Below are 24,400 nucleotides of genomic sequence, written 5' to 3'. Positions count from 1 at the left end.
GTGAACACCCGTATCCCCACCCTCCTCGTCAGCGGCGCCCTGCTGGCCGCCACCGCCGCCTGCGGCGCCCAGTCCCTCGACGCCGCCGCCGGTGGCGACGCGGAGCCCGCGGCGGAGGTGGTCCTCGACCAGGCCCCCGCCGAGGAGAAGGCGGCCGGCGTCATCAACGCCATCACCCCGGACAAGGAGCTCGCGGCCAAGGTCCCCGCGGACGTCAAGGCCGAGGGGCTGAAGGTCGTCTCCTCCATCGGCTACCCGCCCATGGAGCTGTGGGCGAGCGACGGCAAGACGGCCATCGGCTTCGACCCCGCGCTGGCCAGGGCCATCGCCAGGAAGCTCGGCGTCAAGTACACGCTCACGGACGAGGAGTTCAACTCCCAGATCCCCGGCGTGCTCACCGGCCGCTACGACTTCGTGATCTCCTCCATGACCGACAACGCCGAACGCCAGGCGAAGATCACCTTCGTCGACTACGTGAAGGCCGGCTCCGGCCTGCTCGTCAAGAAGGGCAACCCGGCCGGCGTCAGCACCCCCGCCGACCTGTGCGGCAAGACCGTCTCCGTCGTCGACAACGGCTCGTCCCTGGAGCTCGCCGAGAAGTACGACGCCGACTGCAAGTCCAGCGGCAAGCAGGCGCTGAACATCCTCAAGTTCCCCGGCGACACCGAGGCCATGCTCCAGGTCATCAACGGCCGCGCCCAGGCCACCATCACCGACTACGTCGTGGCCGCCTACAAGGCCGCCGACCCCAAGGTCGAGGTCGAGGCCATCGCGCTCGAAGGCACCGAAAGCCCGTGGGGAATCGGGATGAAGCCCGACAACACCGCTCTCATCGAATCGGTCAAGGGCGCGCTCGACTCCCTGATCAAGAGCGGCGAGTACGGCAAGATCCTCGCCGCATGGAACCTCGACAAGCTCGCCGTCGAGTCGGCCGTCGTCAACGGCGGGAAGTAGCGTGCGCACCGAACCGATCGCCGGCCCGTCGGGGGCCATGATCCCCGTCGCCCGCACCCGCCACTGGGGCCGCGTCCTGTCCGCCGTGGCCGCCCTGGCGATCTTCGGCTGGCTGCTCTTCCTCATCGTCGTCAACCCGCGCCTGGACTGGAGCGCGGTGGCCACGTACCTGTTCAACGAGCGGATCCTGGCCGGCGTCTGGGTCACCGTCGAACTGTCCGTCCTGGCCACGATCCTCGGCCTGGTGCTCGGCGTGGTCATCGCGATCATGCGGCTCGCGCACAACCCGGTGCTGAGCCGGCTGGCGACGCTCTACATCTGGTTCTTCCGCGGCACGCCCGTGCTGGTCCAGCTCATCTTCTGGTACAACTTGGCCTTCCTGTTCCCGGCCCTGATCATCAAGATCCCGTTCACCTCGATCGGCCTCATGTGGGACACCAACCAGGTGATGACCGGGTTCACCGCCGCCATGCTGGGACTCGGGCTCAACCTGGCCGCCTACTTCGCCGAAACCGTGCGCGCCGGCATCCAGGCCGTCGACACCGGCCAGAGCGAGGCCGCCTACGCGCTCGGCATGACCCCGGCCAAGCGCATGCGGGTGATCGTGCTGCCCCAGGCGCTGCGCATCATCATCCCGCCGACGGGCAACGAGTTCATCTCCATGCTGAAGACCACCTCACTCGTGTACGTCGTCGCCGGGCACGACCTGATGACCAACGCGAGCCAGATCTACAAGACCAACAACATGATCATGGAGCTGCTCATCGTGGCCAGCCTCTGGTACCTGCTCCTGACCACCGTCGCCACCTTCCTGCAAGGCCGGCTGGAACGCCGCTTCGGCTCCGACGCCGTCCGGCTCGTCCGCCGCGGCGGCGTCGCCGCCAAGGTCCTGCCCAAGGTGCCCGCGTGAGCCCCGTCGTGCGCGCCACGGGCGTGCGCATGAGCTACGGCGACGTCCAGGTGCTCAACGGCGTCGACTTCGAGGTCGCCGCCGGCGAGGTCAGCTGCGTCATCGGCCCGTCCGGCTCCGGCAAGTCCACGTTCCTGCGCTGCCTCAACGGCCTCGAACCGGTGCTCGGCGGCAGCCTGCGCGTGCTCGGCGAGGAGGTCGGCCACACCCTCCGCGACGGCCGCTACCACCCCTGGTCGCCCAAGGAGTACGCGGCCTTCCGCAAGAACATCGGCATGGTGTTCCAGCGCTTCAACCTGTTCGCCCACCACAGCGCGCAGGAGAACGTCGCCTGCGGGCCCGTCCACGTCCTCGGCACCCCCAAGGACCAGGCCGGCAAGCTGGCGCTCGAACTCCTCGACCGGGTCGGCCTCGCCGACCACGCGCACAAACGGCCGCACCAGCTCTCCGGCGGCCAGCAGCAGCGGGTCGCCATCGCCAGGGCGCTCGCCATGAACCCCGCCCTGATGCTCTTCGACGAGCCCACCTCGGCGCTGGACCCCGAACTGGTCGACGAGGTCCTGGAGGTCATGCGCGACCTGGCCGCCGACGGGATGACCATGGTCGTCGTCACCCACGAGATCGCCTTCGCCCGCGAGGTCGGCGACCGGCTCACCTTCTTCGCCGACGGCGTCGTCGTCGAGCAGGGCCGCCCCGCCGAGCTCCTGGCCAACCCGGCCCACGAACGGACCAGGGCGTTCCTGTCCAGCGTCCGCGGCCCCGGCGCCCCGGAGGCGGCCCTCCGATCGGACGCCTGAGGAGTGGTCAGGCCGTGAACGCCTTGACGTAGGCGCTCACGCGGTCGGTGAGCTGGGGCTCGGAGAGGTCGAGGTGTTCGAGGATGGTGTAGCGGCCCGGACGGGTGCGCGGCGCGTACGCCACGGCCTTGGCGAAGTCGGCGTCCGACAGGCCGAGGTCGGCGGGCGTGCGCGGGAGGCCGTGGCGGCGCAGGCACGCGGAGATGAGCTCGGCCTTGGCGTCGTCGCCGCGCAGGAACGTGCAGAACAGCGCGCCGACTCCGGCGAGCTCGCCGTGGCTGGCCGTGCCGGGGAACAGCTCGTTGACGGCGTGCATGATCTCGTGGTCGCCGCCGCTGGCCGGGCGGCTGGACCCCGCGACGGCCATCGACATGCCCGACATGATCAGCGACTCGGCCAGCACGGTGAGGAACTCGTCGCCGCGCGCCGGGCCCGGCTGGTGCAGCACCACCAGGGCCGCCGACCTGGCCATCGCCACCGCCAGGCCGTCGATCTGCTCGCCGACCTCCGCCGCGGCCAGCTCCCAGTCGGCCACCGCCGACAGGTCGCTGATCACGTCGCCGATCCCGGCCGTGGACAGCGCCGCCGGGGCGGACCGGACGCGGTCGAGGTCCACCAGGACGGCCGTCGGCATGACGACCCCGTAGGAGCCGGTGCCCGATTCGTGGCGCAGCGTGCTGACGGGTGAGGCGATGCCGTCGTGGCCCAGGCTCGTGGTCACCGCGACCATCGGGATGCCCGCCATGTGCGCGGCGAACTTGGCCACGTCGATCGTCTTGCCGCCGCCGATGCCCGCGATCGCCTCGAACTGGCCGGAGCGCAGCCGCTGCCCGAGCTCGACGGCCGATGCCAGGCTGCCGTCGGGGATGCGGAGCACCTCGGCGCCGTCGATGCGCAGCTCGTCGCGGATGGCGTCGCCCTGGCTGGGGCCGACGGCGACGGCCACCCGGCCGCTGCGGGCGATCTGCAGGTCGGACAGCAGCGTGCCCAGACCGGCGACCGCGCCGGCCCGTACGTCGATGAACAGCGGTGCGGCGAGCATGCGGGCCAGCAGGGGCATGGGTGTCCTTGTCGTCGGTGGCCGGGTGTCCGGCCGATCATAGGCCGGAGGTCAGGTCATGAGGCCGTGTTCCCAGGCCCAGGCGGCGATCTCGACGCGGTTGCGGGCGGGGAGCTTGGTCAGGACGGTCGAGACGTGGCCCTTGACGGTGCTGAGGGAGATGGAGAGCGAGGCGGCGATCTCGTGGTTGGTGCGGCCCCGGGCGAGCGCGCGGACGATCTCGGTCTCCCGGTCTGACAGGGGGACACGCGGGGCCGGGGCCCCGGCGGAGGTCAGGTGGTGCAGCAGCCGCGGCGTGATCGACGGGGAGATGAGCGCGTCCCCGGCGTGCGCCGCCCGGACGGCCTCCACGAGCAGGTCAGGCCCGGCGTCCTTGAGCACGAACCCGGCGGCGCCGGCGCGCAGCGCGCCGTGGACGTACTCGTCCAGGTCGAAGGTGGTGACCACGACGACGCGCAGCGGGTCGGGCACGCCGGGGCCGGCCAGGGCGCGGGTGACCTCGACGCCGTCGCGGCGCGGCATCCGCACGTCGACCAGGCACACGTCGGGGCGCAGCCGCCGGGCCAGGGTGATCGCCTCGTCGCCGTCGGCGGCCTCGGCGACGACCTCGAAGCCGGGCCGGTCCTCCAGGATGACGCGCAGGCTCGCGCGTACCATCGCCTGGTCGTCGGCCAGCAGCACGCTGACGGTCACGGCCGCTCCCCGGGCAGGGGGAGGGTGGCGCGCACTGACCAGCCGCCCGGCCCGGGGCGCGGGCCGGCGTCGAGGGTGCCGCCGAGGGCGTCGAGGCGTTCGCGCATGCCGAGCAGGCCGTAGCCGCCGCGGCGCGGGCGGCGGGCGGGGGCGGGCGGGGCGTCGTCGGTGACCTCCACGGTGAGCGTGTCGTGCCCGCGGGTGACGGTGACGTCGACGTGGCGGGCGCGCGGGGCGTGACGGGCGACGTTCGTCAGCGACTCCTGGACCACGCGGTGGACGGTGCTGCTCACCTCCGGCGGCCAGGCCGTCTCGTCACCGGGCAGGCGCAGGCGCACCGGCGGGCCTTCGTAGCGTCCGACCAGGTCGGTGAGGCTTTCGCGGGGCGGCGGGGTGGGCTCGCGCAGCAGGCCGACGAGGCGGCGGGTGGCGGCGAGCGCGTCGGAGCCGGCGTTCTCGATGCCGGTCAGCGAGCCGCTCACCCGGTCGGGCTGTTTGCGGGCGAGCACCTGGGCGGCCTGGGCCTGGAGCACGATGCCGGTGACGTGGTGGGCGACGACGTCGTGCAGCTCGCGGGCGAGCCTGAGGCGTTCGTGGCGGCGCACGTCCTCGGCCCTGGCGTGGCGGCGGGCGTGCAGCAGGCGGACGGCCAGGCCGGTCGCGGCCCCGGCGAGCCACGCGCCGAGGTTCAGCGCCAGCACGGGCGGGAGGGCGGCGGACGGCCGGGCGGTGAGCAGGGTGCAGGCGGCCACCGCCAGCCCGCCGCCCGCGACGGCGGCCGCCTGGCGGACCGGGAGCACCCGGACGGCCGAGCCGACCAGCACGGACAGCGCCAGCGCCATCGCCGGGCCCGGCTCGGCGGGCAGCCCGGCCGACCGGGAGGTCAGCGCGGCGGCCACCGCGACGGCGAACCCGGCGAACGCCGTCAGCCGCCGCGCCCGCCGGCGCGCCAGGGCGAGCCCGCACACGATCACCCCGGCCACGCAGCCGAAGGCCCAGTAGCCGGGGCCCCAGCTGGTGGCTACCTGACGGGCCCAGAAGGCCAGCAGGACGGCGAACACCGCCGCGAGCCCGGCCTCCGCCGCCGCCCGCGCACGCTCGTCCCGTCGGTCCCGGCCGTTCACGCGGTTCAGGGTAGGCCGCCGGTCCCGCCCCGCTGCACCGGCCGAAAGGACGATTCCGCCCGGTTCATGCGGTGGACGCGGTCGGCGGGGTGGCATTCTGGGAGGCGGCCGTCGTAAGGAGACCAGTGATGACGCAGCCCGCGTTCCGCCGCACCCCGCTCACCCCGGACGAAAGGGCCCGGAGTGAGGCGGGCTTCGTGCCGCTGGTCGTCGAGCACCTCACCACGCACGGGCGGTTCCGGGTGAGCGCCGACACGCCCGAGATGGTGGAGCTGTTCCAGGCGGTCGCGCGGCAGGCGGGCGAGAGGCTGGGGCGGCCCGTGGTCAGCTACGCCAACGGCCGCTACATCGTGATCACATCCGCCGGCGAACCGGCTGAACCTCGTCCAGCAGGCCCATGACCAGGGCGTTGACCTCGTCGGGCCGGTCCAGCGGGGCCAGGTGGCCCGCGCCGGGCACGACGGCGTAGCGGCCGCCGGGGGCGAGTGAGGCGGCGCGGCGGACGACGGCCTCCTTCACGGCGGTGTCGTGCTCGCCGTGCACCCACAGCGACGGCGCCGCGAGCCGGTGCAGGTGCGGCAGGTGGTTCAGCCGCATGCGGCGCGGCCCGTACGCGGTGATCTGCCAGTCGTCCAGGGCGGCCTCGCCGTGCGCGGCGCGGGCGCGAGCCTCGGCCTCGGTCATCGCCATCACCTCCGCGAAGTCGCGCGTACGCTCCCCCTCGGTGAGCGCGTCGACCATGGAACGCCGCAGGTAGGCGGAGGAGGCCAGCCACTTCATGGTCCAGCGCAGCGCGGGCCGGGAGCGCAGCGCGAGCCAGGTGACGAACTGCCAGGGGCGCACGTCGTCCAGCCCGCCCGGGTTGACCGCGACGAGCGCGCTGACCCGTTCGGGGCGGGTGAGCGCGTAGCCGGTGGCGAGGCCGCCGCCCATCGACAGGCCGACGAACGGGGCCCGGGCGACGCCGAGCCGGTCGAGCATGTCGTCGAGCACGCCTTCCAGCCGCTGCTGGTCCAGGGTGCCGGTCCAGGGGCGTGAGCCGCCGTGCCGGGGCAGGTCGGGGGCGATCACGTGCCGGGTGCCCGCCAGGGCGGGGATCAGGTGACGCCAGATGAGCGGGGCGACGTCCAGCATCGCGCCGTGCAGCAGGACCACGGGCGGGGCGGCCGGGTCTCCGCTCCGGTGCACGCTGAGCGGGCCGCCGTCGAGTCGCAGCACGGTGGTGGAGGTGGTCATGGTGCTCCCATCTGGGCGTCGAGCCGGTCGAGCAGGGTGTCGTGGGCCCGGCGCACCGCCGCCGCGTCGGCCCCGGCGGGGTCGAGCTCCCAGCCGGCGCTGATCAGCGCGCTCATCTCGCGTACGGCCCGCGCGAGCCGCTCGCGGGGCAGGTCGCCCAGCACGGGGGCGGCGTTGATCAGGCCGACGGAGAAGACGGACATCACCAGCGAGGCCGCGTCGGGGTCGACGTCGCCGCGCAGCAGCCCGGCCTCGCGCAGGTCGCTCGCGTAGCCGGTCAGCCAGTCGAGGCGCGGCCCGTACCGTTCGGGGCCCTTGTCGCGTACGTAGTCGCCGAGGACGGAGGTGTCGGCCAGGTAGAAGGCGAGCATGAGCTCGTCGGCCAGCAGCGCGTCCATGCTGATGCCGTACAGCTCGGAGAGCGTGACGGGGCCGTCGTGACGCTCGACGCGCCCGCGCACGGCGGCGGCCAGCTTCCGCATGGAGCGCGCGAGCAGGGCGTCGAGCAGCGCCTCCTTGGAGGGGAAGTCGAGGTAGACGGCGCCCTTGCCGATGCCGGCGCGCCGGGCGATGTCGGCGATGGTGGCGCGCGGGTAGCCCTTCTCCAGGATCACGGCGCGGGCGTGGTCGAGGATCACCGCGGCGCGGTCGGGGATCGTGGGGCGTGGCATGCGGCCTCCCGGGATCGAGGTAGTGACCACACTAGCAGTTCTGGTCACTACCGCCCGATCCCGGGAGGCCGGCCCGGTCAGTAGGAGCGGCCGAAGACCACCCGCTTGCCGTAGGCGGCGGGCCGGCCGCAGCGCACGCAGACCCCGGTCTCGGCGGCCCCGTCGAGCGGGACGCACCGGGGCGTCGCGCCGGTCTCGGCCTTGATGTCGTCCTCACAGGCGGGCTCGCCGCAGTGCGGGGCCAGCGCCCAGCCCGAGGCGACGGCATCGGTGAACGAGCCCCAGTCGCCGGCCGCCCGCGTGTGGGCGTCGCGGAACTCGGTGGCCCGCCGCAGCAGGAACGCCTGGAAGTCGTCCAGCACCCCCGGCAGCACCTCGGCGGCCGAGTCGAGGGGGATCTGCTGCTTGCCCTCGTCGCCGAGCCGCTTGACCATGACCACCGTGCCGGACTCCAGGTCGCGCGGCCCGAGCTCCAGCCGGACCGGCACCCCGCGCAGCTCCCAGTCGTTGAACCGGTAACCCGGCGACAGGTGGGCGCGGTCGTCGACGTGCACCCGCACCCCGGCCGCCCGGAGCCGCCCGGCGAGGTCACGGGCCGCCGCCGGCACCTCGTCGCCCCGGCCGATCGGCACGATCACCACCTGGTGCGGCGCGAGCCGGGGCGGCAGCACCAGGCCCTTGTCGTCGCCGTGCGTCATGATCACGCCGCCGATCATCCGGGTCGACATGCCCCAGGACGTCGTGTGGCAGGTCTCCTGCCTGCCCGTCTCGGCGGTGTAGCGGATGTCGAACGCCTCGGCGAAGTTCGTCCCCATGTAGTGGGAGGTGCCCGCCTGGAGCGCCTTGCCGTCACGCATCATGGCCTCGATGGTGAACGTGCGTTCCGCGCCCGCGAACCGCTCCCCGGCGGTCTTCTCGCCCGGCACCACCGGCAGCGCCGCGATGTCGCGCGCCACCTCGGCGTAGAGGTCGAGGGCCAGCATCGTCTCGCGCATCGCGTCGTCCCGGTCGGCGTGCGCCGTGTGGCCCTCCTGCCAGAGGAACTCCGTGGTGCGCAGGAACATCCGAGGCCGCATCTCCCAGCGCACCACGTTGGCCCACTGGTTGAGCAGCAGCGGCAGGTCACGGTGGGAGGAGATCCACTTGGCCATCATCTCGCCGATGATCGTCTCGGAGGTCGGCCGGACGATCAGCGGCTCCTCCAGCTCCTTGCCGCCCGCGTGGGTGACGACCGCGAGCTCCGGCGAGAAGCCCTCGACGTGCTGGGCCTCGCGCTGCAGGTAGCTCTCCGGGATCAGCAGCGGGAAGTACGCGTTCTCGTGACCGGTGTCCTTGATCCGCCGGTCCAGCTCCCCCTGGAGCAGCTCCCACAGCCGGTAGCCATACGGTCGGATGACCATGGTGCCCTTCGCCGGCCCCCGGTCCACCAGCTGGGCCTTGGCGACCAGCTCGTTGTACCAGGCAGAGAAGTCCTCGCTCTGAGGTGTCACACCGCGTTCATCACGTCCCATCCACAGAGAATATCGGGCGCTGTCCAGGGATTTTCGGCGCTCCGGCCCGCTGCTAGGGTGCGCGCCCGGCCCGAGGGTCAGGTCAGCGCGTAGCCCAGGACCTGCTCGTGGATGAGGCCCTCGCAGCCGGCCTGGTCGGTGACGAGGTGGTCGCCGCCCGCCGAACGGCACCGGTGCAGGGCGACGGAGCCGGGCACCTGGCTCGTGTGGATGTGGCCGACCGGCCCCATCGCGAACTGGCCCTCGCAGCCCGGGTCACGGGTGAGCATGGTGTGCGCGGCGACCTTGCACTCGTACAGCGGCACGGTGCCGGCCGCCTGGTTGCGCAGCAGCTTCCACACGCGCTCCTGGGTGAAGCCGGGCGGCAGCAGCCGGGAGGTGGCCACGTGCCCCTTGGCCGGGTCGTAGCCGCGCCGGAGCTGGGTGTGAGGCAGCAGCTCGAACCCGCACGACAGCCGGGGCGGCGACAGGTCGGCGCGGTTGGCCAGCGCCCAGGTCGCCCAGGCGGGCTTGGCCGAGCCGTCGGTACGGCGCAGGCCCACGCCGAGGCCGGCGGCCGTCTCGTCCGGGTGGTCGGTCATGCGGTGCCAGATGTAGCTCTCGATGCCCGGGGTGCCGAGGACGTTGCGGAAGCTGTTGCAGAGCTGCGTGGCCTGGGCGGCCTCCGACGAGGGCGACAGGGAGTTGACGCCGCTCTCGGTGAGCTGCACCTGCCAGGCCGAGGGCGTGCCGGGGAACTGCTGCCGCAGCCAGCCCACGAGCACGCCGATGTTGCCGTAGGTGACGCGGGGGAAGTCGTCGGCGGAGAACTGCGGCGCCAGCAGGTTCGGCGGGTACGGGTGGTAGGCGACGCGCCAGGCCCGGTTGCCCGCCCGGGCGGCCAGGCCCTTGAGCACGGTCATGCCCGACAGCATGGCCTCGTGCGCGGCGGGCCGGTCGTAGGCGGTGCCGAAGTAGTGGTCGAGCGAGGTGAGGACCTTGGCGGTGGGCTGCTGGGCCATGACGGCGTCGTAGGCGGCGTTGTACGTGGCGGCGATCGCGTCGAGCCAGGCGGTGGTGTCGCAGGGCGTGCCCTGGCCGCAGCCGATGTCGAACCAGATGTTGCTGTTGACCTCGTTCATGACGACGAAGTCGGCGATGCGGCCGTTGCCGTGCTGCCCGTCGTAGCGCTGGGCGAGCATGCCGGCGAAGCGGCCGTACTCGGCGGGGTCGTTCGGCACGCAGAACTTCTCGAAGCCGGGGGCGTGCGGGGTGCAGGTGCGGCCCTGCCGCGCCCAGGCGGGGGTGCCGTAGACGACGGCGGTGACGACGAGGCCGCGGGCGGTCCAGTCCTTGACGGCGGAGTCGACGGCGGCGTTGACGGTGTAGCAGCGTCCGCCGAACTCCTGGGCGCCCGTGGCGCACGGCGGGGTCCTGACGCTGGGCTCCCAGTCGGACCAGACGAGGTTCATGGCGACGCCGCCGGCGTTGTTGCCGGATATCTCGTTCTTGTCGGGCCAGAAGTCCGGCTGGAGGCCCTTGATGCGGTAGTCGGAGCGGGTCGGGTACGGCAACGCGGCTGTGGCGTCAGCGGGGACGGCGGCGACGAGGAGTAAGAGGAAGGCGACGAGCCAACGCATGGGACCTCCTGGATTTAAACGTCTCAACAATGACGCCCAGAAGGCAGCCCGACAAGACCCGTTTTGCTGCGGGGATCGGTTTTGAAACGTGCCTAGCCGCTCGTCGACGCCCTGACCATGAGCTCCGGCTGGAAGACGATCTCCTGGTGCCAGTGGCCCGAGTCGCCCCGCGCGTCGGTCAGCAGCAGCTCGGCGGCGGCCTGGCCGAGCTGGTGCTTCGGCTGGCGCACCGAGGTCAGCGCCGGCGACAGCAGCGCCGCGAACTCCACGTCGTCGTAGCCCATGACCGCCATGTCGTGCGGAACGGAGACGCCGCGCCGCTCCAGCCCGCGCAGCGCGCCCAGCGCCACCGTGTCGTTGACGCAGAACAGCGCCGTCGGCCCGCCGCGCGCCGGCAGCCGCTCCAGCGCGGCCTCACCCTCGCGTGGGGTGAGCGCGGGCAGCGTGATCTCGGTGATCACCTCGTCGGGGTCGAGCCCGGCCGCGCGCACCGCCTTGACCAGCCCTTCCCTGCGGTCGGCGCACTGCCGCACGATCGGCGGCCCGTTGAGGAACGCGATGCGCCGGTGGCCCAGCGACAGCAGGTGCGCGCCGGCCAGCTCGCCGCCCCGGACGTTGTCGACCGCCACCGCGCACAGCTGGGAGTCGGCGCCCGGCCGGTCGAGCAGCACCATGCCGATGCCGCGCCGGCGCAGCTCGACCAGGTGGGAGATGTCCTGCCCGGCGGGCGTGATGAGGATGCCGGGCACCCGGTGCTGCTCCAGGATCTGCAGGTAGTGGGCTTCCTTCTCGATCGAGTCGCCGGAGCTGCAGAGCACGAGCAGGAGCTGCTCCTGCGAGAGCCTGGTCTCGATGCCGGGCAGCACCTCGGAGAAGAACGGGTTGCCGATGTCGCGCACCATGACGCCCACCGAGCGGCCGGAGCCGCCGCGCAACTGCCGGGCGGGCGCGCTGGGCACGAAGCCGAGCGCCTTGATGGAGGCGCGCACCCGGCGCAGCGTCGGCTCGGCGACCAGCTCGGGCCGGTTGAGCACGTTGGAGACCGTGCCCACGGACACGCCGGCGTGGGCCGCGACGTCGACCATGCTGAGCCGGCGGCGCTCGGCCGGCCTGTGGATGTCGGTCACCGGGGGAAAGCCCTTCTGGTCACCTGGCTGGAAGCGTCCAGTCTACCTGTTGAAATGTTTCAGCCGACCGCACCGTCAGGTCGGACCTGGGGGAGCGGGCATTGACGCGGAGACCTCGGGCTGTTTACGGTGCGCAGATATTGAAATGTTTCAACTAGCTTGGGAGTCCAATGCATCTCGCCGTGACCGATCCGCGGGTGGAAGGGCTGAGCGAGCCCCTGGGCCTGGACGTGCGTGCGCCCGGCTTCTCCTGGCGGCTCACCGGCCCCGGCCGCGGGCGGGCGCAGAGCGCGTACCGGCTGATCGTGGCGCGCGAGGGCGACCCGGTGGACGACGGGGCCGAGCTGGTCTGGGACAGCGGCGACGTGACCTCGGCCGCGACGTACGACATCCCGTACGGCGGGACGGAGCTGCGGCCGCGGACCCGCTACCACTGGCGGGTCAGGGTGGCCGACGAGAGCGGCGCGTGGTCGGCGTGGAGCCCGGCGCACTGGTTCGAGACCGGGCTGGGCGACGCCGGCGGCTGGACGGCCGGCTGGATCGGCACACCTTCCGTGCCCGGCTCGGAGCGGCTGCCGTCGCTGGAGAACGTGCCGCGCGTCTGGGTGGCCGGGCCGCTCGGCCCGTCGCCCTCGGAGAGCGGGGCGTTCCGGACCCGGTTCACCGTGCCGGGCGGGGCCAGGCCGCTGTCGGCGTCGCTGGTGATCGGCGGCGGCACGGCGGTCGAGGCGTACCTGAACGGCGAGCCGGTCGCGGGGGAGACACGCGACGGCGCGTTCGTGGCCGAGGCCGGTGACCTGGTCGCCTCGGGCGAGAACGTGCTCGCGATCAGGGCCGCCGGGTCCGGGCTGTGCGTGCGACTGGAGGTCGTGGTCGAGGGCCGGCCGGTGCTGCCGCAGCTCGTGCCGGTGGCCGGGGAGAGCGCGGTGACCGTCACGTCCGGCGGCCGGTGGCGGGCGAGCGACGAGCCCGGCGACGGGTTCGAGCAGCCGGGCTACGACGACTCCGGATGGTCGCTGGCCGAGGAGGTGGGCCTGCACGGCGACCCGCCGCACGGCCGCGAGCCGATCGGCGACCGGCCCAGCCCCTACCTGCGCCGCGAGTTCGGCGTGCCGTCGCCGGTGCGCCGGGCCAGGCTGTACGCCACCGCGCTCGGCGTCTACGAGGTGCACCTGAACGGCACCCGGGTCGGCGCCGACCACCTGGCCCCCGGCTGGACCGACTACCGCCACCGCGTCACGTACCAGACCTATGACGTGACGGCGCTGGTGTCGGAGGGGCGCAACGCGATCGGCGCGGTCCTGGCCGACGGCTGGTACGCGGGCCACATCAGCTGGTTCGGGTCCTTCCAGTACGGCAGGCGGCTCGCCTTCCGCGCCGAGCTGGAGATCCTGCACGACGACGGCAGCGTGACGCGGCTGTGCACCGATCGCGACTGGCGGGCCGGGTCGGGCGCGATCCGCTACGCCGACCTGCAGAACGGCGAGCGGCAGGACCTGGCCGCCGAGCCGCTCGGCTGGACGGCGGCCGGGTTCGACGACTCCGGCTGGGCGCCCGCGGTGCCGGTGAGCCCGCCCTCGGGCCGCCTGACCGCCGCCGTCGCGCCGCCGATCCGGGTGCACGAGGAGCTGGAGCCCGTGGCCGTGTGGGAGCGGCGGCCGGGCGTGTGGATCGCCGACTTCGGGCAGAACCTGGTCGGCTGGGTCCGGCTGACCGGCCGCGCCGGGCGCGACCGGCCGGTGGTGCTGCGCCACGCCGAGGTGCTCGACCACGAGGGCGGGCTGCACCTGGCCAACCTGCGCTCGGCGCGGGCGACGGACGAGTTCCTGCCGCGCGGAGACGGGGCGGAGACGTTCGAGCCGCGCTTCACCTTCCACGGCTTCCGCTACGTCGAGGTGTCCGGGCTGCGCGAGGCCCCGGCGGAGCTCACCGCCCGGGTGGCCCACGCCGCGATGGAGCCCGCGGGCGAGTTCGCCTGCTCCGACGAGCGGCTGGACAAGCTGCAGCGCAACATCGTGTGGGGGCAGCGGGGCAACTTCGTGGCCGTCCCCACCGACTGCCCGCAGCGTGACGAGCGGCTGGGCTGGACCGGCGACATCTGGGCGTTCGCGCCCACCGCGCTGTTCAACTACGACGCCGCCGCCTTCCTGCGGAGCTGGCTGGCCGACGTGGTCGACGCGCAGGCCGACGACGGCGCGGTCACGCACGTGGCGCCCGACGTGCTGTCGGGGCGCGGGCTGTCGCCCAACGCCAAGGAGGCGGGCTCGCCCGGCTGGGGTGACGCGCTGGTGATGCTGCCGTGGGCGCTGCACCGGCTGCGCGGCGACGCCGGGGTGGTCGCCGCCTGTTTCGAGCCGATGCTGCGCTGGCTGGCGTACCTGGAGCAGCGCTCCGGCAACGGCGTCTTCCCCGAGGAGGGGTTCGGCGACTGGTTGTCGATCGGCGCCGAGACGCCCAAGCGGCTCGTCGGCACCGCCATCTTCGCGCTGTCGGCGCGGCAGCTCGCCGGGCTCGCCGCCGCGCTCGGCCGGGACGAGGACGAGCGGGCCTGCCTGGAGCTGTACGGGCGCGTCCGGCAGGCGTTCCGCGCGGCCTTCGTCGAGGGGCCCGGCGTGGTGGCGAGCGGGACGCAGACCGCGTACGTGCTGGCCATCACGGCCGGGCTGCTGGAGGAGCACGAGCTGCCCAGGGCCGCCGCGCGGCTGGCCGGCGACATCGAGGCGCGCGGCGGCCACCTGTCGACGGGCTTCCTCGGCACGCCGTTCCTGCTGGACGCGCTCACCTCGACCGGGCGGCTGGACGTGGCGTACCGGCTGCTGACGCAGGACACGTTCCCGTCGTGGCTCTACCCGGTCGTGCACGGCGGCGCGACGACGATGTGGGAGCGCTGGGACTCCTGGAGCCACCACCGGGGGTTGCAGGACCCGGGCATGAACTCCTTCAACCACTACGCGTACGGGGCCGTCGGCGACTGGATGTACCGCACGGTCGGCGGGCTGGCCGCCGGGTCGCCCGGCTACGCCGACGTCGTGGTGCGCCCGCGCCCGGGCGGCGGCATCACCTGGGCGCGCACCGCGCACCGCACCCGGCACGGCCGGGTGGAGGTCGCCTGGCGGCAGGGGGACGACGGCTTCGCGCTGGACGTGGTGCTGCCGCCCGGCACGCGCGCCGAGGTGCACGTGCCGGCGCCGCCCGAGCGGGTGACCGAGGGCGGGGCGCCCGTGGCGGAGTCGCCGGGCGTGCTGTTCGACCGGCCCGGCGACGAGGGCGGATCGGTGTTCCGGGTGGGCTCCGGCACGTACGCGTTCCGGACGTTTTAACGTTTCACCATGGCCGCCCGTACATCCCGAAATGTCGGGTTTTGGGCGGCCACGGTGAACAAACCGTTATCCCAGGCTATTGACACAAATAGAGGGGATCGCGAGACTCGAAACGTGTCTGAAACGTTCAAATCAACGCAGGACACGGCAAGGTGAGAGGCAGTTCCATCGTGACCAGCACAAAGGCGCGCCGCCGGCTCCCGTGGGGCGTCTATCTCGTTCTCCTCCCCACGTTCGCCCTGCTCGCGGCGTTCGCGTACTACCCCGCGCTGAACGGCATGGTCCACTCGCTCTTCGAGTGGCGGCCGGGCTTCGAGTCGCCCTTCGTCGGTTTCGAGAACTACCTCACGATGCTCGGCGACGACCTGTGGTGGGCCTCGTTCCGCAACATCGGCGTCATCTTCGTCTGGGCCGTCACGCTCATGTGGGTGTTCCCGCTGCTGGCCGCCGAGCTGGTGATGTCGCTGTCGAGCGAGCGGCTGCGCTTCGTCTTCCGCACGCTGCTCATCCTCCCGCTCGCCTTCCCCGCGGTGGTCAACGTGCTGCTGTGGCAGTTCATGTACGACCCGCGCGACGGCGTCATCAACAGCCTGCTGCGCGCGGTGGGACTGGACGGGGTGGCCGCCAACTGGATCGGCGACCCCGACACCGCGCTGGTCGCGCTGATGACGATCGGCTTCCCCTGGGTGGCGAGCCTGCCGTTCCTGGTCTTCCTGTCGGCCCTGCAGAACGTGCCCGCGGAGATCTACCAGGCCGCCGAGGTCGACGGGGCCGGGCGGCTGCGCCGCTTCTGGAGCATCGACCTGCCGATGATGCTGCGCGACGTCAAGCTGCTGTTCGTGCTGGCGGTGATCTCGGTGCTCCAGTACGGCATGCAGGCGCACATCATGACCAAGGGCGGCCCCGACAACGCCACCCAGGTGCCGGTGCTGCGCATGCTCGACGCCGCCTTCCTGGACACGAGCTGGGGCTACGCCGCCACGCTCGGCACCGTCCTGTTCGCGCTGACGCTCGGCGTGAGCCTGGTCTCGCTGGTTCTCGGCAGGAAGGCGGGAGCGTGAGCCGCACGCGCAGGACCAACCTGGTGGCCGGCGCGGCACTGTCGGTGCTCGCCTTCGCCGGGCTGTTCCCGTACCTGTTCATGCTGGCCGCCTCGGTCAAGGACAACGAGCAGTTCTTCGCCAGCTACTGGTCGCCGGCCTGGCCGGTCCACCTGGACAACTACGCGGTGGCCTGGGAGCAGGTCAGCCCGTACCTGTTCACCTCGTTCGTGGTGGCGGGGCTGGCCATCGCGGGCACGCTGGTGCTGGCCCCCGCCGCCGCGTTCGTCTTCGCCCGCTACCGCTTCCCGGGCCGCGGCGCGCTGTTCGGGCTGATCGCGGCGCTGCTCATGGTGCCGTCGATCACCAGCCTGATCCCGCTGTTCGTGCTGATGCGCGACCTGGGCATCCTGGACAGCCGGCTGGTGCTGATCATCCCGCACGTCACCGGCAACACGGTGTTCGGGATCGTCATCATGCGCACCTACATGGCGCAGATCCCCGAGGAGATCTTCGAGGCGGCGCGGGTGGACGGGGCCGGCGGCGTCCGCCTGTTCCTGGCCTTCATGCTGCCGCTGGCCCGGCCGGTCATCGGCACGGTGGCGCTGATGACCGTGCTGGGCGTGTGGAACGACTACTTCTGGCCGCTGCTCACCGTGCAGACCGACGAGTTCCGGACGATCCCGGCCGGCCTGGCGTTCTTCGCCAACCAGAACGTGCAGCAGTGGGGGCCGCTGTTCGCCGGATACGTGCTGGCCAGCCTGCCGCTGCTGGCGCTGTTCACGTTCCTGTCGAAGTGGTTCCTGGCCGGCATCCAGGGCGGCATCGTCTCCGGCAAGTGAGGTCATGCGGTTGTTTGAAACGTATCAACCACGAAAGGACCCAGCTCTCATGAGAACACCCCCCAAGAGCGGGCTGGCGGGCGCCGCCATGCTGCTCGCCCTGACAGGCTGCGGCCTGCTGGGGACCGGCGACAAGGGCGCGACCGGCGCCGACGGCAAGGTCACGATCACCCTGGCCGGCCCCAACCAGTGGAACTCCAGCGGCAGCACCTTCGGCCCCGCCTGGGAGGCGATCGTCGACTCCTTCGAGAAGCGCGAGCCCGGCATCGAGGTCAGGACCCAGGTGCTGCCCCTCGACGGCTTCTCCCAGACGATCACCACCCAGCTCGCCGCCGGAACCGCGCCCGAACTCGTCTTCAACCAGCCGCCGCACAAGGCGCACGAGGTGCACGCCCTCGACGCCGAGCTCCAGAAGCCCAACCCGTACGTGCCGGGCAACCAGCGCTGGCTCGACGTGTTCAAGAAGGACTACTTCGGCCCCGGCGTCGCCAAGGCGCTCAGCAAGGAGAGCGGGAAGCTGGAGTACATCCCGTTCAACCTGGTCGCGATCGGCCTGTTCTACAACAAGGACGCCTTCGCCAAGGCCGGCCTCGACGGGCCGCCGGCCACCTGGGAGGACTTCAGGAGCGCCTGCAAGAAGCTGAAGGACGCCGGCTACGACCCCGTCGCGCTCGACAAGGGCGGCATGGCCGTGGGCTGGACCTGGGAGTCGATCAGCACCCAGCTCGTCGACAAGTACCACGACGAGTGGAACTTCTTCGACGCCACCGGCAAGCCCGGCAAGGCCACCGTCGCGCCCCTGGTGACGGAGAAGTCGCTCAGCAAGGCGATCAAGGAGGGCACGCTCAGCACGAAGACGCCCGAGGTCGCCGAGGCGCTCAAGCTCTACAAGGAGTTCTTCGACTGCGGCACGCCCAACTGGACGGGCGTGGCCGACGGCGGCGCGACGGTCGGCTACCGCGACTTCGTGGCCGGCAAGGCGGCCATGTCGTGGGGCACCGACTTCGCCGTCGAGGCGCTGAAGGCGGACGCGAAGTTCCCGCTGGCCACGATGCCGTTCCCGACCATCACCAAGGCCACCACGCCGCTGTCGAGCGACGCCCCGGCCCGCTACGGCGCCTCGATCGGCGGCACCAGCTACATGATCCCGTCGACGGTCAAGGGCGAGAAGTACGCGGCGGCGGTCAAGTTCCTGCAGTACATGAGCTCCCCGGCGATCAAGCCGTGGCTGGACGCGACCGGCGGCCTGCCCGCGATCGAGGGCGTCGAGCCGTCGCCCGAGACCGCCGGGCTGCTGGAGGGCGAGTGGGGCAAGACGTTCCGGGTCACCGGGCTGCCCGGCGGGCCCGAGGGGACCTCGTTCCGCGACGTGTTCGACGGCTACCTGCTCGGCGAGCGGTCGCTGGAGGAGGAGCTGGACGACCTGGCGAAGTGGTGGGACCGCGGCGTCGAGGCCGGCATCAAGAAGAACGCCTGGGGCGACGAGGACTGGGCGAAGTAGGAGGAGATGGGATGCTGCGCTTATTGACGGCCTTCGCGCTGGCCGTGCCGATGCTGTTCGCCGGCCTGCCCGCGCGGGCGGCGGCTGCCGGGGTGACCGGGGTGACCGGGGTGACCGGGGTGACCGGGGTGGAGGTCGGCGAGAGCACGGTCACCGTCACCGGCACCGCCTCCGGGCCCGCCCGGCTGTACGCGCTGGACACCTGGCAGGACGGCCACGAGGGTGAGGAGCCGGTGGCGAGCGTCGAGGCGGGCGAGTTCCGCGTCGAGGTGCCCCGGATGGAGGGGGAGCAGGACCGCCTGCACGACAAGTTCGTCGCGGTGGGGGCGGACGGGCCGCTGGGCGAGGTGCGTTACGCCGACAAGCTGACGTTCCGGCCCACCAGTCAGACCCCTTATCCCGAAATTTCGTCCAAAAAGGGTCTGCAGGTGCAGATGACCGATGACGCCGAGGAGATCGGCGTCCAGCACGCGGGCATCAACCTGGCCCTCGACTCGGTCATGATGTCCGGCCCCGGCGCGCCGGGCAACACCATCGAGTTCGTCTCGCAGGGCAGGACCTACTACTTCGACCGGGGCGCCGTCGCCGGGGTGGACTCCCAGGTCAAACCGCTGTCGGACAACGGCGTCCTGGTCAACCTGATCGTGCTCGTCTACAACAGCACCGCGCCGAACTCGGCCGCCCGCACGCTCATCCACCCCGACGCCGAGCTCGGCAAGGGCACCGTCTACGCGTTCAACACCAAGACGGCCGAGGGCGAGGCGCACTTCACCGCCGCGATGGAGTTCTTCGCCCAGCGCTACAGCCGGGCCGACGGCCAGTACGGCAGGGCGTGGGGCTGGATCGTCGGCAACGAGATCGACGCCCAGCAGTTCTGGTACAACATGGGCCCGCAGGACCGTGACGTCTTCCTCGACCAGTACGCCCGCGCGATGCGGCTGACCTGGCAGGCCGTGCGCAAGTCCGACGCCGCCGCCCGCGTCTACACCTCGCTCACGCACTTCTGGACCGGCGCGGCCAACGACGACCCGAAGTACACCTACAAGGGCCGCGACGTGGTCGACGGGCTCAACGCGCTGACCAAGCGGCAGGGCGACTTCGACTGGCACATCGCCTACCACCCGTATCCGGAGAACCTGTTCAATCCGGCGTTCTGGCAGGACAAGACCGCCACGGACAGCTTCGACACGATGCGGATCACGTTCAAGAACATCGAGCTGCTGCCGCGCTACCTCGCCCAGGAGCACCTCACGTACGGCGGTGAGAGACGGCGGGTGATCCTGTCGGAGCAGGGCCTGAACTCGCAGGACTACACCGCGAAGGAGCTGAGGCTCCAGGCCGCGGCCTATGCGTACGCGTACTACAAGGTCGCCTTCGCCGACGGGATCGACTCGTTCATCCTGCACCGGCACGTCGACCACAAGCAGGAGGGCGGGCTGCGGCTCGGCCTGTGGACGTGGGACGAGGAGCACGCCTCGCCGTCCAACGCGGGCGAGCGCAAGCCGGTGCACGAGGTGTTCGCCGCCATCGACACCGCGCGGTCGCTGGAGGTGACCGAGTTCGCCAAGGAGATCATCGGGATCTCCGACTGGAAGGACGTCATCCCCGGGTTCGACCCGGCCGAGCTGGCGGTCCGCAAGCCGCCGGTGACGGTCGGCGCGCAGCTCGACGCCAAGCCGGTGGCCGAGCGGGTGGTGTCCGGCTTCGAGACCGGCACGGACGGCTGGCGGCCCTCGGACAACGCCGCCGCCGTGGAGCGGGTGGCCGCCGACGGCGGGCACGCGCTGCGCGTCCGCTTCGACCGCGACCTGCCCGGCTGGTCCCAGTACGCGAAGTCGTACAAGGGCGCCGACGTGCTGTTCGGCAAGCCGCTCGACGCCTCGCGCACCGCGCGGCTCTCGGTGTCGATCCGGGTGCCGGACAGCGCCGACGACGGCTTCAAGCCGGGCAACGCGTTCTCCGCCAAGATCCGCGTGTACGGGCGCGACGGCGCCGTGGCGGAGGGCGTGGGCGCGATCGACCCCGCGCGCGGCTGGAACAGGCTCACGCTCGACCTGTCCCGCTGGGCCGCGCGTGACGCGATCTCCCGCGTCAAGGTGTGGGTACGCGGCTCGGTGGGCTCCGACTGGGCCGGCTCGTACGAGATCGACAGGCTCAGCCTGGCCGCCGCCGCGCTGCCCGCCCCGGACCGGCGCAACGTCGAGATCACCGCCGCCACGGCCGAGCGCGGCCTGGTCGGCTCCACGGTCACCTTCACCGTGACCAACCGCGACGTGCTGCCGATGGCCGGCCAGGTCAGGCTCACGGCCTGCGACGGCGTCACCGTCGACCCGGCGGCGCTGCGCGTCACCGGCCTGCGCGCCGGCGCGAGCCGCACGTTCGACACGAAGCTGACCGCGTACGGGCCCGCCGACCGGGAGTATCCGGTCGTGTGCGCGTCCTACCTGCGGCAGGAGCACCGGGTGACGTTCCGGCTGCCGCCGGAGGCCGGTTACGTGCCGCCCGCGCCCGACGCCTTCGCCAACCAGGAGCTGGCCGACGGCTTCGACACGGCCGGCGACTACCAGGTGCACCGGGTGGAGCCGGAGAACAAGGAGCTGCCGCGGGTGAGCTACGCGGACGGCGCGCTGTCGGCGGGCAACGCGACGGCGGGCTGGTTCGGGCTGCTGTCGTCGGGCGTGTCGCCGCGCAACCCGGCGTTCAGCACGGCCATCACCATCCGGAAGTTCCAGGGCGACTCCACCGACATGGACACCGTCTACACGGGCCTCGTCAAGGACGGCAAAACGGACGTGGTGGCGTTCTACGTGAACACGCAGAAGTTCGCCGGCTTCGAGGTGCGCGGGCCGCAGGTGCCCGGCGGGCTGGCGGTGTTCGGCATCAAGCAGGGCGTGACGATCCCGGACGGCGGCCGGTTCGCGCTGTCGCTGGTGGGTGACCGGGCCGCCATGTACGCCGACACCGGATCGGGCTGGGAGCTGGTCATCGTGGCGACGCTGGAGCACCTGCCCGAGCTGTCGGACCCGGACGTGCGGGCCGGCTACCGCTACGGCTTCGGCGTCCGCGGCGACGCCGGCGCCTCACCGCTGCTGCTCGACGCCGTGGAGGGCCGCAGCATCTCCTGACCCCTTGTTCCCCCTTTTGGATAGTGCTACTGTCTAGTTCATCACTGGATAGTGCCACTATCCAAGGGGAGGATCGATCATGTTCATCGTCATCGGCGTCCTGGTCGGGGCGCTCCTGCTGTTCAGGCTGCTGGGCGCGCTCGGCGTCCGCCGCTTCGCCACCTGGAAGGTCAGCGCGGCGCACGGGCTCGCGGTCATGCTCGTCCTCACCGCCAGCGCCCACTTCGTCCCGGCGGGCGTCACGTTCATGCCCAACCACGCGTCGATGGTCGCCATGATGCCGCCGTTCGTCCCGTTCCCGAGCTTCATGGTGTACGCGACGGGCGTGCTGGAGCTGGCGGGCGCGGCCGGACTGGTGCTCGGCGCCACCCGGCGGGCCGCTGGGCTCTGCCTGGCGCTGTTCTTCCTGCTGGTGCTGCCGGCCAACGTCTACGCGGCCGTCGCCGACGTGCCGGACGCCTCACCCCTGTGGCTGCGCGTGCCGGAGCAGGTGCTCTACATCGCGGTCGCGCTGTGGGCGGCCGACGCCCATCGGCTCCCGATGGTCAGCCGGCTGCGATCAGCTTGATCAACTGCTCGCGGAACCAGTCGTAATCGTCAAGGGAGCCCATCAGGTGCTCGGAAGCGCGTTCCTCGTGGCGGGCGGCGGCCAGTGCGGCGGCGCCCGCTTCGGTGATCCGTACGAGCATGCGGCGGCGGTCGCGGTCGTCTGGGTGGCGCTCGACGTGGCCGGCCTGGCACAGGTGCTCGACGGTGCGGCTCATCGTCTGGTCGGTCACCCGGCACAGCGCCGCGATCTCCCGCTGCGAGAGCGGGCCCGCCGCCAGGTGGTGCAGGGCGATCAGCCCGGCGTGGGTCAGGCCGTGCGCCTCCAGGAACGCGTGGAAGCGCCCCTCCACGACGCGGGCCGCCACCGACAGCAGGCGCCCGGTCGGCCAGGCGGCGATGTCGCCGCGGATCGCCTCTCCCTCGTCCACCGGCACATTGTCCCGTAGTTCATAATGTTCAGCATGCTGAGCAATCGGGTCGTGCTCTGGGGAGTCGTGGCCAGCGCCGTGCTGACGGGCCTGGTCTGGGTGGCGGGGCAGCGCCTCCAGGTCGCGCTCCTGCCCGACCAGGGCGCGGCCTGGTACTACTGGAAGCTGCCCGAGCCGACCGTCTGGACCCGCCTGTCGGCCTGGCTCGGCTACGCCGGACACCAGCTCGCGCTCTGGGGCGTCATCTACTACGCGCAGACCCGCGTCCGCCGCTACACCTCCGGGCTCCACCGGGTCAACGTGGTGGCGCTGGCGGTCAACTTCGGCTTCATCGTGCTGCACCAGCTCCAGACCCAGGTGTTCTACGACGGTCTCGCCCAGGACGTGTCGATCTTCAGCTCGCAGGGCTCGGTGGTGCTGCTGCTCGTCGTGGTCCTGCTCATGGAGAACCGCCGCCGCGGCCTGTTCGCCGGCCGGCCCGCGCCGATCTCCGCCGGGGTCGTCGACTTCGCCCGCCGCTACCACGGCTACCTGTTCAGCTGGGCCGCCGTCTACACGTTCTGGTACCACCCGATGGAGACCACCAGCGGGCACCTGATCGGGTTCTTCTACATGTTCCTGCTGCTGCTCCAGGGCAGCCTCTTCCTGACCCGGGCCCACACGAACCGCTGGTGGACGCTCACCCTGGAGCTGCTGGTCGCCGCGCACGGCACGCTGGTCGCCGTCATGAGCACCGGGCCCGGCGGGCTGTGGCCGATGTTCCTGTTCGGCTTCCTCGGCGTGTTCGTCCTCACCCAGATGCACGGGCTCGGCCTCGGCGTCCCGGCCCGCTGGGCGCTCGCGGCCGGTTACGTGGCCGCCGTCGTGGCCGTCTACGCGGTGCGGGGCTGGGGCAGCCTCGACGAGGTGGTGCGCATCCCGGCCATCGAATACCTGCTCGTCGCGGTGCTCGCCGCCCTGCTCTGGGGCGGGATGCGGCTGGTCGCCGCCGTGCGCGGCTAGGGTTGAGGAATGTCCCCTTTGCACTCCGCCGGTGAGCAGCGGCGGCGCGAGGAGCTGCGCGACTTCCTCAGGTCGCGGCGGGCCCGGCTGACCCCCGAGGAGGTCGGGATGCCCGGCGGCGGCCGGCGCCGGACCCCCGGGCTGCGGCGCGAGGAGGTCGCGGTGCTCGCCGGCGTCGGCGTGTCCTGGTACACGTGGCTGGAACAGGGGCGCGACATCCAGGTGTCCGGGGACGTGCTCGACGCCGTCAGCCGGGCGCTGCGGCTGGACGCCATGGAACGCGAGCACCTCTACCTGCTGGCCGGGCTCAACCCGCCGCCCCGCGAGGCCGGCGACGACGGTCAGCCGCTGCGCGAGGAGCTGCTGCGGGTGCTGGAGGCGTGGTCGCCCCGGCCCGCGTACGTGCTCGACCGGCACTGGAACTTCGCCGCCGTCAACGACGCCGCGCGGGCCGTGTTCGGCTACGCGGACGAGGACCGCAACTGCCTGATCGCCTTCTTCACCAGCCCCCGCCACCGGGCGGCGTTCCGCGACTGGGCCGCCGGTGCGCCGGGCGTGGTGCGGCAGTTCCGGTGGGACATGGCCCGCTACCCGGACGATCCGGAGTTCGGCCGGCTGGCCGCCCACCTGTCGGAGTCCAGCCCCGAGTTCGCCGCGCTGTGGGCCGAGCACGAGGTCGGCGAGACCGCGCAGGGCGTCAAGGTGATCACCCACCCGGAGGTCGGCGAGCTGGTCTTCGAGTTCACCGGCGTCCCGGTGCCCGGACGGCCCGACCACCGGCTGCTCCTGCACAACCCGCAGCCCGGCACCGGCACCGAGGAGAAGCTGACCCTGCTCGTCCGCCAGGTGCGGCTGGCCGGTTGACTGGTGGTGCCAGACCTAGGCTGAGCC

The 24,400-nt window shown here is 72.2% G+C and carries 21 protein-coding genes; 12 read left to right on the top strand and 9 right to left on the bottom strand.

Annotated elements, in window-relative coordinates; all coding sequences use genetic code 11:
* Genes ACWDXC_RS31945 through ACWDXC_RS31935 form a run of 3 tightly spaced genes read left to right on the top strand, consistent with a single transcriptional unit; the run spans nucleotide 1 to nucleotide 2,661 of the window.
* Nucleotides 1-954, top strand: coding sequence for an ABC transporter substrate-binding protein (locus ACWDXC_RS31945; protein ID WP_449987906.1), 954 nt, complete (start codon nucleotides 1-3; stop codon nucleotides 952-954).
* Between the two features lies 1 nt (nucleotide 955).
* Nucleotides 956-1,864 carry an amino acid ABC transporter permease gene (locus tag ACWDXC_RS31940; RefSeq protein ID WP_308125603.1) on the top strand — a complete coding sequence of 303 codons (909 nt, stop codon included), beginning with the start codon at nucleotides 956-958 and terminating at the stop codon, nucleotides 1,862-1,864.
* Nucleotides 1,865-1,893: 29 nt separating this feature from the next.
* Entirely contained in the window at nucleotides 1,894-2,661 is a 768-nt protein-coding gene (locus tag ACWDXC_RS31935; RefSeq protein ID WP_219500383.1) for an amino acid ABC transporter ATP-binding protein, read from the top strand.
* 7 nt (nucleotides 2,662-2,668) lie between these two features.
* On the opposite strand, the gene ACWDXC_RS31930 is transcribed toward ACWDXC_RS31935, so the two are convergent.
* From ACWDXC_RS31930 to ACWDXC_RS31920, 3 genes are all read right to left on the bottom strand, one after another.
* Nucleotides 2,669-3,703 carry an iron-containing alcohol dehydrogenase family protein gene (locus tag ACWDXC_RS31930; protein ID WP_449988051.1) on the bottom strand — a complete coding sequence of 345 codons (1,035 nt, stop codon included), beginning with the start codon at nucleotides 3,701-3,703 and terminating at the stop codon, nucleotides 2,669-2,671.
* Between the two features lie 69 nt (nucleotides 3,704-3,772).
* Entirely contained in the window at nucleotides 3,773-4,414 is a 642-nt protein-coding gene (locus ACWDXC_RS31925) for a response regulator transcription factor (protein ID WP_364177141.1), read from the bottom strand.
* Complete coding sequence (locus ACWDXC_RS31920; protein ID WP_449987902.1) at nucleotides 4,411-5,538, bottom strand: sensor histidine kinase; 1,128 nt, start codon at nucleotides 5,536-5,538, stop codon at nucleotides 4,411-4,413. The genes ACWDXC_RS31925 and ACWDXC_RS31920 overlap by 4 nt, the downstream gene beginning before the upstream one ends.
* A 128-nt stretch (nucleotides 5,539-5,666) precedes the next feature.
* Here ACWDXC_RS31920 and ACWDXC_RS31915 point away from each other — a divergent pair, with 128 nt between their 5' ends.
* Entirely contained in the window at nucleotides 5,667-5,939 is a 273-nt protein-coding gene (locus ACWDXC_RS31915; protein ID WP_449987899.1) for a hypothetical protein, read from the top strand.
* Here the strand turns inward: ACWDXC_RS31915 and ACWDXC_RS31910 are convergent.
* The 5 genes from ACWDXC_RS31910 to ACWDXC_RS31890 all read right to left on the bottom strand — a co-directional run bounded on the left by ACWDXC_RS31910 (nucleotide 5,893) and on the right by ACWDXC_RS31890 (nucleotide 11,702).
* A complete protein-coding gene (locus ACWDXC_RS31910) occupies nucleotides 5,893-6,774 on the bottom strand; it encodes an alpha/beta fold hydrolase (protein ID WP_449987896.1) in 882 nt (293 codons plus the stop codon). The genes ACWDXC_RS31915 and ACWDXC_RS31910 overlap by 47 nt on opposite strands.
* Nucleotides 6,771-7,445, bottom strand: coding sequence for a TetR/AcrR family transcriptional regulator (locus ACWDXC_RS31905; protein ID WP_449987894.1), 675 nt, complete (start codon nucleotides 7,443-7,445; stop codon nucleotides 6,771-6,773). Before ACWDXC_RS31905 ends, ACWDXC_RS31910 begins: the two co-directional genes overlap by 4 nt.
* A 77-nt stretch (nucleotides 7,446-7,522) precedes the next feature.
* Nucleotides 7,523-8,956 carry a proline--tRNA ligase gene (proS, locus tag ACWDXC_RS31900; RefSeq protein WP_449987892.1) on the bottom strand — a complete coding sequence of 478 codons (1,434 nt, stop codon included), beginning with the start codon at nucleotides 8,954-8,956 and terminating at the stop codon, nucleotides 7,523-7,525.
* Nucleotides 8,957-9,033: 77 nt separating this feature from the next.
* On the bottom strand, nucleotides 9,034-10,575 hold the full coding sequence (locus ACWDXC_RS31895; protein ID WP_449987890.1) for a DUF5722 domain-containing protein: 1,542 nt from the start codon (nucleotides 10,573-10,575) through the stop codon (nucleotides 9,034-9,036).
* Between the two features lie 92 nt (nucleotides 10,576-10,667).
* Nucleotides 10,668-11,702, bottom strand: a complete 1,035-nt coding sequence (locus ACWDXC_RS31890) for a LacI family DNA-binding transcriptional regulator (RefSeq protein WP_308125604.1) — start codon at nucleotides 11,700-11,702, stop codon at nucleotides 10,668-10,670.
* A gap of 182 nt (nucleotides 11,703-11,884) precedes the next feature.
* On the opposite strand from ACWDXC_RS31890, the gene ACWDXC_RS31885 reads away from it, so the two are divergent.
* From ACWDXC_RS31885 to ACWDXC_RS31860, 6 genes are all read left to right on the top strand, one after another.
* On the top strand, nucleotides 11,885-15,022 hold the full coding sequence (locus ACWDXC_RS31885) for a family 78 glycoside hydrolase catalytic domain (RefSeq protein ID WP_449987887.1): 3,138 nt from the start codon (nucleotides 11,885-11,887) through the stop codon (nucleotides 15,020-15,022).
* 170 nt (nucleotides 15,023-15,192) lie between these two features.
* Nucleotides 15,193-16,083 (top strand): carbohydrate ABC transporter permease, encoded by an 891-nt coding sequence (locus ACWDXC_RS31880; protein WP_308125605.1) that lies wholly within the window; start codon nucleotides 15,193-15,195, stop codon nucleotides 16,081-16,083.
* Nucleotides 16,080-16,904, top strand: a complete 825-nt coding sequence (locus ACWDXC_RS31875; RefSeq protein WP_219500261.1) for a carbohydrate ABC transporter permease — start codon at nucleotides 16,080-16,082, stop codon at nucleotides 16,902-16,904. Before ACWDXC_RS31880 ends, ACWDXC_RS31875 begins: the two co-directional genes overlap by 4 nt.
* Nucleotides 16,905-16,953: 49 nt before the next feature.
* Nucleotides 16,954-18,405: an ABC transporter substrate-binding protein gene (locus ACWDXC_RS31870; protein ID WP_219500263.1), complete on the top strand. Its 1,452-nt coding sequence runs from the start codon at nucleotides 16,954-16,956 to the stop codon at nucleotides 18,403-18,405.
* 11 nt (nucleotides 18,406-18,416) lie between these two features.
* Nucleotides 18,417-21,530, top strand: a complete 3,114-nt coding sequence (locus ACWDXC_RS31865) for a DUF5722 domain-containing protein (protein WP_449987883.1) — start codon at nucleotides 18,417-18,419, stop codon at nucleotides 21,528-21,530.
* A 79-nt stretch (nucleotides 21,531-21,609) separates the two neighbouring features.
* Complete coding sequence (locus tag ACWDXC_RS31860; protein ID WP_449987881.1) at nucleotides 21,610-22,098, top strand: DoxX family protein; 489 nt, start codon at nucleotides 21,610-21,612, stop codon at nucleotides 22,096-22,098.
* Here the strand turns inward: ACWDXC_RS31860 and ACWDXC_RS31855 are convergent.
* On the bottom strand, nucleotides 22,076-22,507 hold the full coding sequence (locus ACWDXC_RS31855; RefSeq protein ID WP_364177106.1) for a MarR family winged helix-turn-helix transcriptional regulator: 432 nt from the start codon (nucleotides 22,505-22,507) through the stop codon (nucleotides 22,076-22,078). The genes ACWDXC_RS31860 and ACWDXC_RS31855 overlap by 23 nt on opposite strands.
* Before the next feature lie 33 nt (nucleotides 22,508-22,540).
* Between ACWDXC_RS31855 and ACWDXC_RS31850 the strand changes: the two genes are divergently transcribed.
* Together ACWDXC_RS31850 and ACWDXC_RS31845 are read left to right on the top strand one after the other, a co-directional pair.
* The gene (locus ACWDXC_RS31850; protein ID WP_449987878.1) at nucleotides 22,541-23,509 is read left to right on the top strand and encodes a hypothetical protein; all 969 of its coding nucleotides are present in this window, start codon (nucleotides 22,541-22,543) and stop codon (nucleotides 23,507-23,509) included.
* Between the two features lie 9 nt (nucleotides 23,510-23,518).
* Nucleotides 23,519-24,373: a helix-turn-helix transcriptional regulator gene (locus tag ACWDXC_RS31845; protein ID WP_449987875.1), complete on the top strand. Its 855-nt coding sequence runs from the start codon at nucleotides 23,519-23,521 to the stop codon at nucleotides 24,371-24,373.
* Nucleotides 24,374-24,400: the final 27 nt, after the last annotated feature.

This window comes from Nonomuraea sp. NPDC003214 (genome assembly GCF_053590035.1).
Note: the sequence above shows the minus strand (reverse complement) of the source record. Positions and strands in the feature narration are given on the sequence as shown.